This window comes from Paraburkholderia sp. BR14312 (assembly GCF_040948675.1).
Lineage (GTDB): Bacteria > Pseudomonadota > Gammaproteobacteria > Burkholderiales > Burkholderiaceae > Paraburkholderia > Paraburkholderia nodosa_A.
Window position 1 is genome coordinate 61647 of record NZ_JBFPKI010000008.1, and the last position, 13259, is coordinate 74905.

The 13259-nt window shown below is 63.8% G+C and carries 15 protein-coding genes; 8 read left to right on the forward strand and 7 right to left on the reverse strand.

The genetic code is table 11. The features are described from left to right. Positions 1 to 55: 55 nt before the first annotated feature. Positions 56 to 643 (reverse strand): protocatechuate 3,4-dioxygenase subunit alpha, encoded by a 588-nt coding sequence (gene pcaG, locus AB3X98_RS22850; RefSeq protein WP_069267443.1) that lies wholly within the window; start codon positions 641 to 643, stop codon positions 56 to 58. A 3-nt stretch (positions 644 to 646) separates the two neighbouring features. Continuing rightward, on the reverse strand, positions 647 to 1351 hold the full coding sequence (gene pcaH / locus AB3X98_RS22855; protein WP_368603624.1) for a protocatechuate 3,4-dioxygenase subunit beta: 705 nt from the start codon (positions 1349 to 1351) through the stop codon (positions 647 to 649). Between the two features lie 140 nt (positions 1352 to 1491). On the opposite strand from pcaH, the gene pcaQ reads away from it, so the two are divergent. Further along, on the forward strand, positions 1492 to 2508 hold the full coding sequence (gene pcaQ / locus AB3X98_RS22860; RefSeq protein WP_069267445.1) for a pca operon transcription factor PcaQ: 1017 nt from the start codon (positions 1492 to 1494) through the stop codon (positions 2506 to 2508). A gap of 40 nt (positions 2509 to 2548) precedes the next feature. Here pcaQ and AB3X98_RS22865 read toward each other — a convergent pair whose 3' ends face one another. Continuing rightward, positions 2549 to 3211 (reverse strand): helix-turn-helix domain-containing protein, encoded by a 663-nt coding sequence (locus tag AB3X98_RS22865; RefSeq protein ID WP_368603623.1) that lies wholly within the window; start codon positions 3209 to 3211, stop codon positions 2549 to 2551. A 353-nt stretch (positions 3212 to 3564) separates the two neighbouring features. On the opposite strand from AB3X98_RS22865, the gene AB3X98_RS22870 reads away from it, so the two are divergent. Next, complete coding sequence (locus AB3X98_RS22870; RefSeq protein ID WP_342946330.1) at positions 3565 to 3768, forward strand: hypothetical protein; 204 nt, start codon at positions 3565 to 3567, stop codon at positions 3766 to 3768. Between the two features lie 200 nt (positions 3769 to 3968). Here AB3X98_RS22870 and AB3X98_RS22875 read toward each other — a convergent pair whose 3' ends face one another. The 3 genes from AB3X98_RS22875 to AB3X98_RS22885 form a co-directional block, all read right to left on the reverse strand. After that, positions 3969 to 4475, reverse strand: a complete 507-nt coding sequence (locus AB3X98_RS22875; protein ID WP_069267448.1) for a metal-dependent hydrolase — start codon at positions 4473 to 4475, stop codon at positions 3969 to 3971. A 131-nt stretch (positions 4476 to 4606) separates the two neighbouring features. Continuing rightward, on the reverse strand, positions 4607 to 4861 hold the full coding sequence (locus AB3X98_RS22880; protein WP_256094947.1) for a sugar ABC transporter ATPase: 255 nt from the start codon (positions 4859 to 4861) through the stop codon (positions 4607 to 4609). A 296-nt stretch (positions 4862 to 5157) separates the two neighbouring features. Beyond that, positions 5158 to 6321: a porin gene (locus AB3X98_RS22885; RefSeq protein ID WP_368603622.1), complete on the reverse strand. Its 1164-nt coding sequence runs from the start codon at positions 6319 to 6321 to the stop codon at positions 5158 to 5160. Between the two features lie 672 nt (positions 6322 to 6993). On the opposite strand from AB3X98_RS22885, the gene AB3X98_RS22890 reads away from it, so the two are divergent. Further along, on the forward strand, positions 6994 to 7515 hold the full coding sequence (locus AB3X98_RS22890) for a hypothetical protein (RefSeq protein WP_069267451.1): 522 nt from the start codon (positions 6994 to 6996) through the stop codon (positions 7513 to 7515). An 18-nt stretch (positions 7516 to 7533) separates the two neighbouring features. On the opposite strand, the gene AB3X98_RS22895 is transcribed toward AB3X98_RS22890, so the two are convergent. Beyond that, positions 7534 to 7968: a hypothetical protein gene (locus AB3X98_RS22895; protein ID WP_368603621.1), complete on the reverse strand. Its 435-nt coding sequence runs from the start codon at positions 7966 to 7968 to the stop codon at positions 7534 to 7536. A gap of 212 nt (positions 7969 to 8180) precedes the next feature. Here AB3X98_RS22895 and AB3X98_RS22900 point away from each other — a divergent pair, with 212 nt between their 5' ends. The 5 genes from AB3X98_RS22900 to AB3X98_RS22920 all read left to right on the forward strand — a co-directional run bounded on the left by AB3X98_RS22900 (position 8181) and on the right by AB3X98_RS22920 (position 13134). Continuing rightward, positions 8181 to 8882, forward strand: coding sequence for a CDP-alcohol phosphatidyltransferase family protein (locus AB3X98_RS22900; protein WP_342946641.1), 702 nt, complete (start codon positions 8181 to 8183; stop codon positions 8880 to 8882). Beyond that, positions 8879 to 9688, forward strand: a complete 810-nt coding sequence (locus AB3X98_RS22905) for a 2OG-Fe(II) oxygenase (RefSeq protein WP_368603620.1) — start codon at positions 8879 to 8881, stop codon at positions 9686 to 9688. The genes AB3X98_RS22900 and AB3X98_RS22905 overlap by 4 nt, the downstream gene beginning before the upstream one ends. Beyond that, entirely contained in the window at positions 9685 to 10695 is a 1011-nt protein-coding gene (locus AB3X98_RS22910; protein ID WP_368603619.1) for a flippase-like domain-containing protein, read from the forward strand. The genes AB3X98_RS22905 and AB3X98_RS22910 overlap by 4 nt, the downstream gene beginning before the upstream one ends. Positions 10696 to 10722: 27 nt before the next feature. Beyond that, positions 10723 to 11502 (forward strand): NTP transferase domain-containing protein, encoded by a 780-nt coding sequence (locus AB3X98_RS22915; protein ID WP_069267455.1) that lies wholly within the window; start codon positions 10723 to 10725, stop codon positions 11500 to 11502. A 228-nt stretch (positions 11503 to 11730) separates the two neighbouring features. Next, on the forward strand, positions 11731 to 13134 hold the full coding sequence (locus AB3X98_RS22920) for an MFS transporter (protein ID WP_069267456.1): 1404 nt from the start codon (positions 11731 to 11733) through the stop codon (positions 13132 to 13134). Positions 13135 to 13259: the final 125 nt, after the last annotated feature.

A 13259-nucleotide genomic window follows, 5' to 3' on the forward strand; every position in this document is an offset into this window, starting at 1 on the left:
TTCATGAAAGCCGCGTGAAAGTCCGCGCGATTCGTCTCGCGTGTCCGTTGATGCATCAAAGATCGAAGAACACCGTTTCCTGTTCGCCCTGCATGCGGATGTCGAACGTGTAGACGATGCTGCCGGCCTGCTCGCTACGGCGCGCGATGAGCGTGTCGCGGCGCGCCGCGGGCACGGCGGAGAGCACCGGGTCCGCGGCGTTGGCGGCGGCTTCGTCTTCGAAGTAGATGCGCGTAAAGGTGTGCGTGAGCATCCCGCGCATCATCACGATCACATTCAGATGCGGCGCTTCGCCGGCGTTCTCGACGCCCGGCTTCACGGTGTGCACGATGAAACGGTGCTGCGCATCCGTGCCCGTGCCCACGCGTGCAAAACCGCGGAAGCCGTCTTTGGCGATTTCCTCGCGCGAAGCCGGATAGCGGCCGTTTGCGTCGACCTGCGAAAACTCGAGCATCGCGTCGAACACGGCGTTGCCGTCGCCGTCGATCACGCGGCCGATCAGCGTGATGTGCTCGCCCGGCGTTTCAGGCCCGACCACGTTGGCCGTGAAGAGGCTCTTCAAATCGAAGTCGTATTGCTGCGGACACAGGCCGTAGGCAAAGTACGGGCCGACCGTTTGCGAAGGCGTTTCCTTGAGGGCCATGGTTCAACGCTCCGTGGGGGTTTGGTTCGGGCCGCGCAGCACGATGTCGAATTCGTAGCCGAGTGCGTAGCCTTCTTCGGTGGTGTCGAGCGAGAAGCGCGAAATCATGCGCTCGCGTGCGTCTTCCGGCGTGCCCTGATAGATCGGGTCGAACGCGAGCAGCGGGTCGCCGGGGAAATACATCTGCGTGACGAGACGCGAGCCGAAGTAGTCGCCGAACAGCGAGAAGTGGATGTGATTCGGACGCCACGCGTTCGGGTGATTGCCCCAGGGATACGCGCCCGGCTTGATCGTGAGGAAACGATAGCGGCCGTCGTTATCGGTGATCGCGCGGCCGGCGCCGAGGAAGTTCGGATCGAGCGGCGCGTCGTGCTGGTCCTGCTTGTGGACATAGCGGCCGGCGGCATTGGCCTGCCAGATTTCGACGAGCGTGTTGCGCACCGGCTTGCCGCCTTCGTCGAGCACACGGCCCGTCACGATGATGCGCTCGCCGAGCGGCGCGCCATTCCTGGCCGCGTTGCGCGTGAGGTCGTGGTCGAGCGCGCCGAGGTCTTCGGTGCCGTACACGGGCGCGTGCTGGTTGCGCAGCTTTTCCTTCAGGGAGATGAGCGGGAGCGTGGGGCCGCGTTTGACCGACGAACGATACGGCGGATAAACGTACGCGGGATGCGAGTCGAAGTCGCGCGGCGACAGGATGGACTCGTCCATGGGGTGTCTCCTGGGGTGGATTATTGGGGAAGGGCTCGTTGCCTGCAGCGATTTGTCGCTACGAGCCGATGCAGCCACTTTATCCAAAGCGAAAAGTTATGCAAAATGATGTTTTTTCGCACTTCGTATAACGAACCGTTATGCAAAACCGGCTCGCGGACGGACGCGTCAAATTCCGCCATCTCCAGTGTTTTCTTGCCGTGGCGCAGATGGGCAGCGTGCAGCAGGCTGCCGAGAGTCTTTCGGTCACGCAGCCCGCGGTGTCGAAGACGATCGCCGAGCTGGAGCTCGTGCTGGGCGTGAAGCTGTTCGAGCGCGGTCGGCACGGTGCGGTGCCCACGCGCGAGGGGCAGCTTTTCATGCCGCACGCGAGCGCCTGCGTGAGCGCGCTGCGCCAGGGCGTGGCCTTGCTCGCGCGCGACGAAGGCGCGGTGGCCGCGACGCTTGATATCGGCGTGCTGCCCACGGTGGCGACGGCGTTGCTGCCCGGCGCGTTGCGTCACTTCGGCGAGGAATGGCCGCGGGTGAGCGTGCGGCTCGTGACGGGCGCCAACACGGAGTTGCTAGAGCGGTTGAAGACAGGGGCAATCAGCTTTGCAGTGGGCCGTCTGGCCGACCCCGAGCGCATGGTGGGCCTGAGCTTCGAGCAGTTGTACAACGAGCCGCTCGCCGTGGTGGTGCGCGCGGGACATCCGCTCGCGCCGGGGGCGGGGCTGCCGGCGCAACTCGCATCGTTTCCGCTTGTGCTGCCGCCGTTCGGCACGTTGATCCGCCAGGCGGCGGACAGTCTGCTCGCCGCCTGGGGGGCGCCGCCGCTGTCGGCGTTCGTCGAGTTGCTATCGGTTTCGGTGGGGCGCGCGCTCGCGCTCGAGAACGACGCGGTGTGGTTCGTGCCCGCCGGTGCCGTCGAGTACGACCTGCGGCGCGGGACGCTGGTGCGGTTGCCGTTGCCTTCTGCGGGCGGCGAGGAGCCGGTGGGGGTAATTCAGCGTACCGATACCCAGCCCACGCCTGCCGGTCGCGCGCTGATCGAGGCGGTGCGGCGTGCGGCGCGCGAGCGCGATGTGCGGCCGGATGGCTCAGCGGCTCCGCGGGCGCGGCGTGCGCGTACCGCAAACCCTTCCGCTGGCAAGCGTTCGCCCGACGCCGGGGGGTGAGGCTTTACGGCTCCAGCAGACCCAACGCCGCGCGCCACATTTAGCTGGCCGTGAGCTTCGTCCTGGCGCGTGACTTCGAGGTTGCCGACGCTTCCGGTGCGACGCCGGGCAGGCGCGCACTCGTTGCCATCCACAGCACTTCGGCGTCTTCTTCGCTCGTCGAAATGGCCGCGTGGCCGGTGCGGCTGTCGAAGTAGAGGCTGTCGCCGGCTTCCAGACAGGTGGGCGCGTAAAGCTCCGAATACAGGCACACCCTGCCGCTGATCACGTAGAGAAACTCTTCGCCTTCGTGGCGGCCCCAGTCGTCGAACGCATCGAGCGAATGCGCGGTGATGCGGATGCGAAACGGCAGCATGGCCTTGTGCGCGAGATCGGTTGCGAGCAACTCCATTTGATAGCCGCGATAGGCGTGGCGTTGACCCGCGCCATTGCGCGTGAGCGCGCGGCGGCCGCCGGCATTGAGCTTGGGCGGGGTGCCGAACAGCTCGGCCAGGTCGATTCTGAGCCCGCCGACGATCTTTTGCAGCACGTCGAAGGTCGGCGACATGAGCCCGTTTTCGACTTTCGACAGGGTCGAGCGCGAGACGCCGCACAGGCGGCTGGCCGTATCGAGCGTCAGCTCCTGGGCGACGCGCGCGGCGCGCACGCGGCGGCCGAGGTCGGTGGTCGCCGTGCTGGCGGATGGGGTGAGCGTGGAATCCATGGGCTACGTTCGAATGCTGACGAAAAGCCCTAGTTGGGCCCCGCGATGTCTTACCGATCATACCAAACGGTTGCCCGCAAGAAACCCTGGACTGGCCTGGCTGGGCCGCGCCGCGACGTCGGCTCGGCGGTATGGGTTAACCCATCGTGGATTGACGCCCTGTTCAATTGCGATCAAAACGATTCGACTTAACGATATCTAAAAGTTAATCCGCCGATGTTTTAACAAATTTTAAAGATTTCTGGTTTTGATATTAGAGTGACGCCTCAATATGCGTCCATGCGCCGCGGCTCTCACGGATTTTGATATTTATCATTGTAATCAGATGATGTGGATCAAGTGGAGAGAGCAAAATGCATGACGAACGACTGGAGTTATTGCTGGCAATCTCGCGAAGAACGCTCGGGATCGAGAGCTTCGAACTGACCGGGAAGCCGACCGCCGACGCGCACCTCGTGAGCGCGGAGGATATTGGCCGCGCGCTGGAGTCGGCCTATGACGCCGGGCTGATCGTCGGCTACCGCATGGGACGCGTGGAGTGCGAAGAGAACACCTGATTACCGCATGACGCGATTTAGGAGCGGCGCCCTTTAAAGGGGCGCCGTTTTTATTTTGGTTTTGGTTAATACGATAATAAACGTTGCCTGATGAATGGGCGATGTGGCGTCTGATCAGTTCCGACGATTGTCAATCGACGTTTCATCGGCTGCATGACTCCCCAGGGTGCCTGCACCTGTTGCCAGGAAAACCTGACCGATCAGACGAGCCGACGCAATGGCGCGAGCGACCAATCGTGCGGCACGCCATGCACGGCGAAAAACCACGCGGCCACCCATGACGCCGCGACGACGATCAGGTCGCAGCGTCCGCTGCGCCACCAGTTCAGCGAATGCCGTTGAAAGATCCACGGCACACCGAGCGGATTGGGCCAGTCCGCGAACAGGTGGATCACGCCTCCGCAAGCGAAGCCGAACGCGGGCGCCGCGAGCGGCACGTGCCCGAGTTTGTGATACGACCACACGAGCAACGCGATCCAGCCGATGCCCCAGTGCGTGAACGTGCGATGCGTGATCCAGAGGCGCCGCTTCTTGCGCCACCAGGCGACCTCCAGCCAGTCGGGCGCCGATCCGCCCGCGACACCCGCTGCGAACGCGAGCGCGGCGTAGAGATGCCAGGCGCTATCGGCGCCCTGATGCGTGACGATTGCGGCGGCGATGACGCCGGCGGCCCAACCCGTGGCGTGATGTGCGGTGCCTGATGCCATGAAGCGGTGTGTTGCGAAGTCGAAGGGGGCGCAATCTTCGCAGATGTGTCGCCGTTATGACAGGGGTGACATGCGGGCGACTTGCGGTACGTCGTGTGGCGCGTGCGGTGCCCGCGCCAGCCGTTCGCGCGTCAGGTCGTGCAGCGCGCCACGTCGAAGCGCAGTTCTTCTTCAGGCGGATCGTTCGACGCGGAAGCGCCGTGCGTCACGCGAATGACCGAGCCGTGGCCGTTCGGCGTGAGCGTGACGAAGTACGACGCGTCCGAGCGCGAGCCTACGCTCAGTTCCGTCGTATTGCCGTCGCGCGAACTGTGCACGTGCGGCAAGCGGTCTTCGAGGCAGCTCGCGACCGACGACGCCGAACGCGCCGACGAAGCGTAGATCATCGGTTCGCCATTCGAAGCAGTGCCGGACGGCGGTGTCGAGCCACAAGCGGCGATGAGCGCGAGCGGAGTCGCGGCGAGAAGTCGTTGCGTGAGCGTTTTCATAGGCGGCGTGACAATATCGAAGCAGCGGATTATGCCAATGAGTATACGCACCCTGATCTGAATCAAGGCCCACGCAGACGTAAAAAGATGCAACAGTTCACAAGAAAAAACGCACATGCGCTTGTGGCGCATGTGCGTTTCGCAAAGGACAGGCAGCGTGGCGGGTCGCGCCGGGTTTGCCCAACCGCGAGCGATCAGAAGCGGTGACGCAGACCGACTGTCGCGGCCACCTGGTTGTTCGTTAAAGAAGGCGAGAGCGTATTGATCGCAGCGACGTTTGCGATGCCCGAGCCGTCGGCGTTATAGCCGAGCGAGCCCGAAGCGTGCTGGTAGACGCCGGCGAGGTAGACGTCCGTGCGCTTGCTCAACGAGTAGTCGGTGCCGAGCAACACGGTGTGCCACTTCGGGCTGTTGTTGCTGCCGTTGCCGGTGACCGTGCCGTCGGTGAACGTGTAGGAGCCGACGAACGCGAGGGCGGGCGTCAGATGGTAGGCGCCGTTGATTTCATAGTTGTCGACGTGCAGGTTGAGGCCTGAGAGGCCCGGCAGCGGCGCGCTGCCGCCACTCGAGAGACTCTGCATGCCGTCGATCTGCGAGTGTGTCCACACGAAGCCAACTTGTGCCGGGCCGTAGGTGTAGTTCACGCCCGCGCCAAACGAGCGCTGCAGCCGCGCCGAGATGTTCTGGTCGGCCGAGGCCGCGCTGTTCGCGGCGCCGAGGCCGCCGGAGTTGTTTTGTTGCGAGTAGGCGGCCGCGAAGTTCAGCGGGCCGTTGCCGTACGATGCGCCCACGCTCCACGCGCGGCCATTCGCGAAGCCGTTCGCGTCGTTGCTGAAGCCGTACAGGCCGCCGAACTGGAGGCCCGCGTAGTTTGCGCTGGCGTACTTGACCGAGTTCTTGATCGAATAGCTTTGGGCGAGGTTGTCGTTGTCGAACGGGTGGCCCGCGAGATTGTTGCCGTAGCCCGCGCCGGCTTCCGAGAGCGGCGAGAGGTAGTCGACCATCGAGTCGTACTGCCGCCCGAGCGTGAGCGTGCCGAACTTGTCGCTCTTCAAGCCGACGTAGGCCTGGCGGTTAAAGCCGCTGTCGCCGTTCTTGTAGCCGCCGTTGTTGAGATTGAAGCCGCTTTCGAGGGTGAAGATCGCCTTCAGGCCGCCGCCCAGGTCTTCGGCGCCGCGAAAGCCGAAGTAGTTGTTCGAGAGAGCGCCGCTGCCCTGAGCCCACAGGCTGTGGCCGCCGACGTTGTTCGCGTAGACGATGCCGGCGTCGAGCGAGCCGTAAAGGGTGACGCTGCTTTGCGCATGGGCGCTGATGGCAAATGCACTGAGGACGCCTGCAGCAATGAGTGCTTTTTTCATGTTTTTCTCCGGTCAGAACTTGGGGAATCTCAGGCCGAATATTCTGAAAATCGATTTCGTGCCCGGATGATTCGCAACGAAGTGTAAGCCCGGTATTCGGCGTATTTACGCAAATCGACGCAACAATGCATTCATCTCATTTCGCGATCGGCATTAATCGCCGTAAGTGATTGCATATAAAGACTTTTTCTATTGGATTATCGGGTGCGACAAAATGGTCGATCTGGATAATCCGTTGTGCACCCGCGACGATGCGACAAACCCACGCAGGAGCTGGCCTAACGCGAGTTCAACGCTTTTTCAAGTGCGATTCTTGTCGTTTGGTGAAAGGTACTGTTCCAGATCATGGGCTGAACCCACGCATTGCGCGGCGGTACAATGGGTTCAGCCCTCGACCAAGGGTGGTCTTTTTTCATCTGTTTTTACGCGGCTCTCGGGCCGCGTTTTTTTTGCCCGCAGGAAATTATTTTAAATTAATGCGCAAGGCGGAATGGTGCGTTGCGGAAAGCGCAATGATTAAAATCGCCAGTCGATATTCTGCTCTGGTGGCGCGATAATCCGAACCGGCTGGATAGAAAGACGTGGTGCCCGACGCGCGACGCGATCCGGGTAGAATCTTGCCCTTGCCCCGCGACGGGCAAGTCCCCCGCAGAACCCGATGAAAACCCCGCCATGACCGATTCCTCACCCGCAACCGATTCCGATTTCCCCGCCGATGACCTCGCCGCTGAAGCCGAGGTGATCCAGGAGGCGCGCCTGTGGCGCAAGGACGGCTGGACCGCGCGCGTGATCAAGAATGAGGACGACGACGGCTGGGCCGTCGAAATGATCAAGGACGGCGAGCCTGAGCCTGCACTCGTCGGCCCGTGGACCATGGGCCGTGACAAGAAGAATCCCAAGCCGCTCGACACGTCGGCGTTCAACACGCTCGTGAAGACCGCTTCGGAGGTGCTGCGCCGGCACGAGCAGCAATTGCGCGCACTGCTGCACAAGCGCGTGAGCGTGCAGACCGCCGAAGGCGATGTGGACGTGACGCTCGACATCGTTCCCGACGAGTACGAGCCCTACGGGCTCATCAGCGCGATCGACGCGTTCGGCGAGCAACTCGCTCAGGCGCGCGTCGCGCCGAACTTCAAGCTCACGAAAGCCCGCGCCGAGGCCTGGGCCGAAGGCGGTTTCGGGCGTATCGAATAACGCTCAAAGCCTGCCCGCTTACTCCTGCTTGCAGAAGATCGCTGTTAATAGCGGTCCGGCATGGTGGACGATGGCGTTATTGCCTGCCGCCGTGAGGGCCGCCTGCACCCTGGTCTGGGTGCCGACCACGACGGCCCCGTAGGCGGAAGGGGCGATGGGTGTGCCGTCGCCGGTCTTGAAGAGCGGGTCGTCCTTCTGGAAACCCACGATGGCGAACACGCTGAAGCCATAGGCGGTCATGTGCTGGCCGCGCGCGGGCCAGAATGCGTTGATCGAATTGCTTTCGACCTTCATGGGCTTCGGATCGATCAGGTTTTGCGTGATCAGCCCGGAGATGAAGTCGTGTGCGGACTCGCTGCAGGTCAGCGAATCGTCGATGGCGGCGGCGCGGGCGTTGGCGGCGAGAAGCGTCAGGACAGCGAGAAAAAGGGCGGCAAAGGTAAAGCGTTTCATTACGTGAATGGCGAAAGTGCGTGCGCCGGAGCCGTTGGACGCAAAACGTCCGGGCTGGCGCGAAGGGTTGCACTCTACGCGTGTTCGGGCAACTTCGCTTGCGGCGCCGCGGGAGCCGATTGAGCGCTTTGCCTTACAGAACCACAAGCAAAAAGTGGGACGATCGTCGGAATACCTGCAAGATTTCTGGAAGGCGTATATATTGCGCGGTTATGACCGAAAAAGACAAACCTGTAAAAATGGCTCCGAAAGCGGTGCCGCCGCCGCGCACGTGGGACGCTCGCGCGGCGCGCTGGCTTGTCACTCCGCTTGTACCCACGCGCGTTACCCCGAATCATCTGACCACGCTGCGACTCCTGATTGGCGTTGCCGGCGGCTTTTTTCTGGCGCGCGGAGACTTTCTGCACGTCAATATTGGCGCGTTTCTGATCGTACTGTCGAATTTTGTCGATCATACCGACGGCGAACTGGCGCGTATCGGCGGTAAAACCAGCCGCATCGGGCATTTCTACGATCTCGCGGCGGACGCGCTCGTCACCGTCCTGCTGTTCCTCGGCATGGGCTACGGCCTCGGCGTCGTGGCCGCCCACACCGGCGCCGAATGGCATGCGCCGCCGGCCGTGCTGGGCGGCATCGCGGGCGTCGCGGTCGCCGTGATCTTTTTCCTGCGCATGCGCATCGAGGAAATGGCCGGCAAGGCGGGCACCCAACAGGCGTTCGCCGGCGGCTTCGAGACCGAAGACGTGCTGTATCTGCTACCCCTTGTCACGCTGACGGGCGTCGTGTCGCCGTTCATTATCGCGGCTTCGATCGGGGCGCCGTTGTTCGCCATCTGGGTGGTGCTCGACTATGTGCGCGTGACGCGCCGCCTGCGCCCCGCCAAGGAAACCCGCCAGGTGTGGAGCAGCAGATGAGCCTGCAAGCAGAACAAGAACAGGTCGTAGCGCCGCGCGCCCCCGCGCCAGCCCGCGCCTCACGCGCGGCGGCTGGCGAGCCGGACGGCGCGATCGGCCGCGCGCTGCAACCGCTGAACACCGCGCGCCTGCGCGACGACTATCAGAGCCAGGGCTCGTTCCTGTATCTCTCCGATTTTCTGCCCGCCGACGCCACGCAACAGTTGATCGACGCGGCCAACGCGCTGCTTCCCGAAGTCAACCGCAACTATCTGCCGGGCCACAAGGCGGGCGGAAGCGTGAGCCGTCACACCATCGACCGCTTCGCGCCGTACATCGCCGAGCTTTACCGCTCGCCGCAGCTCATCGCGTGGCTCGAAAAGATCACGGGCGACCGCCTGCAGCTTTCGCCCGAAGACGACCCGCACGCTTACGCTCTCTATTACTACACGCGCGCCGGCGATCACATCGGCTGGCATTACGACACGTCCTACTACGACGGCCGCCGCTATACGGTGCTGCTCGGGGTAATCGACGAGTCGTCGTGCAAGCTCGACTACGAACTGCACACGAAAGACCCGAACAAGGCGGATGAGCCGGGTTCGGTGCAATACCCGCCGGGCGCGCTCATCGTGTTCGACGGCGACAAGCTTCGCCATCGCGTCACGCCGAGTCTCGAAGGCGAAGTGCGCGTTTCGCTCACGCTCGAATACGTGACGAACCCGAATATGCGCCCGTGGCGGCGTTTCATTTCGAACATGAAGGACGCGATTGCGTACTTCGGTTTCCGCCAGGTGTTCCGCAAGGCATTCGGAGGCAAGGCGTGAGCCGTGCTGCCATCCTGCTGCTGTCGATCGGCACGGCGCTCTTCATTGCGCTGCTCGCCTGGCAGGGGCTCGGCTCGGTCACGGGCGCACTTGCGGCCGCGGGCTGGGGCCTCGTCCTCGTTGCGACGTTCCACGTCGTGCCGCTCGCACTCGACGCGGGTGCGATCGCCGTGCTCTTCGGCCTGGACGAGCGTGTCGACCAGCGCGATGCATTGCTCGCGCGGTGGACCGGCGAATCGGTGAACAGCCTGTTGCCCGCGGGCCAGATCGGCGGCCCCGTGGCGATGGTGCGCCAGCTCGGTCAACGCGGCATGTCGATGCGCAATGCGGCTGCGGCCATCACCGTGAGCACGACGCTGCAAGCCGTCGCGCAGATCGTCTTCGCCGTATTCGGCATCGTGCTTTTTTCGGCCTACGCCGCGAATGGCGCGCCGCGCGACCTCGGCGTCGCCGCGCTGATCGCAACCGCCGTGCTCGGCGGCCTGATCGCGCTGTTTTATGTCGCGCAGCGTCGCGGTCTGTTCGGCCGCCTGCTGCGTCTGGCATCGAAAGTGTTCGGCCAGCGCGACTGGTCGGCGCTTGCCAAGCGCGCCGACGCCATCGACGAAGCCGTGAAGTCGCTTTATGCCCGGCGCGGCCGCGTGGCGGCCAGCTTCGCGCTGAGCCTCGCGGGCTGGCTCGTGGGCACGGTGGAAGTGTGGCTCGCGCTGCGCTTTCTCGGCCATCCCACAGGCTGGATCGATGCGCTGCTGCTCGAGAGCATCGGCCAGGCGATTCGCGGTGCGGCCTTCGCCATTCCTGGCTCGCTGGGCGTGCAAGAGGGCGGTTATCTGCTGCTCGCGCCGCTCGTCGGCCTGCCGCCCGAGGCGGCGCTCGCGCTCTCGCTTGCCAAGCGCGCGCGAGAAATCCTGCTCGGCTTGCCGGGCCTTCTGTATCTGCATTTCAGCGAACGTAGCTGGCAACGCCGACGCGCCTTGCGCGTCCCCGCTGTCGAAGTCGCCGATTGACCTTTTTCTTCCAAGGAACGTTTGCGCATGCGCGCCATCATTCTCGCGGCAGGCCTCGGCCTGCGCCTTCAGCAACCCGCTGGAGAACAGTTTCCGAAATGTCTGCTGCAGTTCGAGGGCGTGACGCTGCTCGAACGCCATCTGCAATTCCTGGAAGAGGCGGGTGTCACGGAAGTCGTGCTCGCGCTCGGTTTCCAGCCTGAGCTGGTCGAGGCCGAACTCAAGCGCATCGGCTGGCCGCACAAGGTGGAGGTCGTGATGAATCCGCGCTTCGACCTGGGCAGCGTGCTCACGGTACATCGCACGGCAGAGGCGCTTACGCGCGGCGGCGATGTGCTGCTCATGGACGCCGACGTGCTCTACGACGAGCGCGTGTTCGCACCGCTCGTGGCGGGCGAGGCGCCTGCCAACCGTCTCTTGATCGACCGCGACTTCGAAGCCGGCGACGAGCCCGTGAAGCTGTGTCTGCGCGACGGCGTGCCCGTCGAACTGCGCAAGCAGCTGGCGGTCGGTCTGAAATACGACACGATCGGCGAGTCGGTGGGATTCTTCCGCCTGAACGAAGCGACGGCGCGCCGCTTTGCGCAGATCGTCGAAGGCTATGTCGATACGGGCCGCGCGAACCTGCCGCACGAAGAAGCGCTGCGCGACCTGCTGCTCGAACGCGGCAGCGAGTTCGAAACCGCGGACGTCACCGGCGCGCCGTGGATCGAGATCGACTTTCCCAACGACGTCACGCGCGCCGCGCAGCAGGTGCTGCCGCAACTGCGTCCCGTGGTGAGCCGCGTGAAGCAGGCCGCTATCTAAAGCATCTGCGCGGATTGCCTCACGCAGATCGCTTGAATCAGGCCGCGAGGTCTGTCTCCGCATGATGGCGGAGGCGGGCTTCGCGGCTTTTATTTTTTGCGCGCGCGTTTGCTGCGTGGCGCACACGCAAAGGGCGCCGCTTCATCTGTTGCCGGGTTCCCGTTTTCCGCAACAAGGGCCATAATGGCAGCTTTACGCCATCAGCCACGCTGATCGTCGTTCCTGCCCATGCCATTAGCCCTCGGCACATTCATCGTTCCGCTCATTGTCGCGTGCTCGATGTTCATGGAGAACGTGGACGGGACGGTCATCGTCACCGCGCTCCCCGCACTGGCCCGCGATCTCGGCCAGGACCCCATCACACTCAAGCTGGCCGTCACGAGCTACGTGATCGGCCTTGGCGTGTTCATCCCGATCTGCGGCTGGGTGGCCGATCGCTTCGGCTCGCGCAATGTGTTTCGCACTGCCATCGGCATCTTCATGGCAGGGTCGCTGTTGTGCGCGGCTTCGCGCTCGCTCGAGATGTTCGTGGCCGCCCGCTTCGTGCAGGGTATCGGCGGCGCGATGATGGTGCCGGTGGGCCGGATCATCATTTTCCGCTCGCTGCCCAAATCGGACTTCATTCGCGCGGTCAACTATCTCACGGTGCCCGCGCTGCTTGGCCCGGTCGTGGGGCCGCCGCTCGGCGGGTTCATCACCACGTATCTGCACTGGCGGCTGATTTTCTTCATCAACATTCCGATTGGCGTGCTCGGCATCTGGCTCGCGAACCGGCATATCGAGAACATGCACGAGGAGCATCCTGGGCGGCTCGACTGGGTCGGCTTCGTGCTCTCTGCGGGTGGGGCGTCGCTGTTCATGCTCGGCCTCTCGCTCGTGGGCGGCGAGATCGTGGCCACCGGCACCGCGGTGACGATGTGCGTGATCGGCGCGTTGCTGCTGGTGACCTATTGGTTGTATGCGCAACGTGTCGAGCGACCCGTGCTCGATCTGAAATTTCTGCGCATCCCCACCTTCAATGCGAGCGTGGCGGGCGGGTCGCTGTTTCGCATCGGGCTCGGCGCCGTGCCATTTTTGTTACCGCTCACGCTGCAGGAAGGGCTCGGCATGACGGCGTTCGCTTCAGGCGCCATCACTTGCGCTTCGGCGTTCGGCTCGATCTTCATGAAGGCGATCGTCTCGCGCGTGCTCGGGCGCTTTGGCTTTCGCCGCACGCTGATGGTCAACGCGGTCCTCGCGGGCACGGCCATCGCGATATGCGGCTCGTTTTCGCCGGGCATGCCCGTGTGGCTCATCTGGGTCATCGTGCTCGCGGGGGGGATCTTTCCTTCGCTGCAATTCACCGGCCTCAATTCGCTCGCCTACGCCGATATTCCGACGCGCGACATCGGCCGCGCCACGAGCGTGGCAAGCGTGATCCAGCAGGTGTCGCTCGGCCTCGGCGTGACGATCGCGGGCCTCGTGCTGCAGATCTCGCACCGGGTGCAAGGGCATTCGGCCATTGTCTGGTCCGATTTCTGGCCCGCGTTTCTCGTGGTCGGGCTCTTTTCGGCAGCGTCCATTCCGGTGACGATGCGTTTGCCCGCGAATGCGGGCGACGAAATTGCGCGCGGCCGGCGCGGCGAGGCCTGATCCAGTCCAGAACGGACGCCGTCTTGCACGGCAGCGGAATCAGCGGATCGCCGGATCGCAATCGTTTTCCTGGCGTGCTATAAGGCCAAGGCAGGTTTCTGGTAGGCCAACAAACCGAATCATGG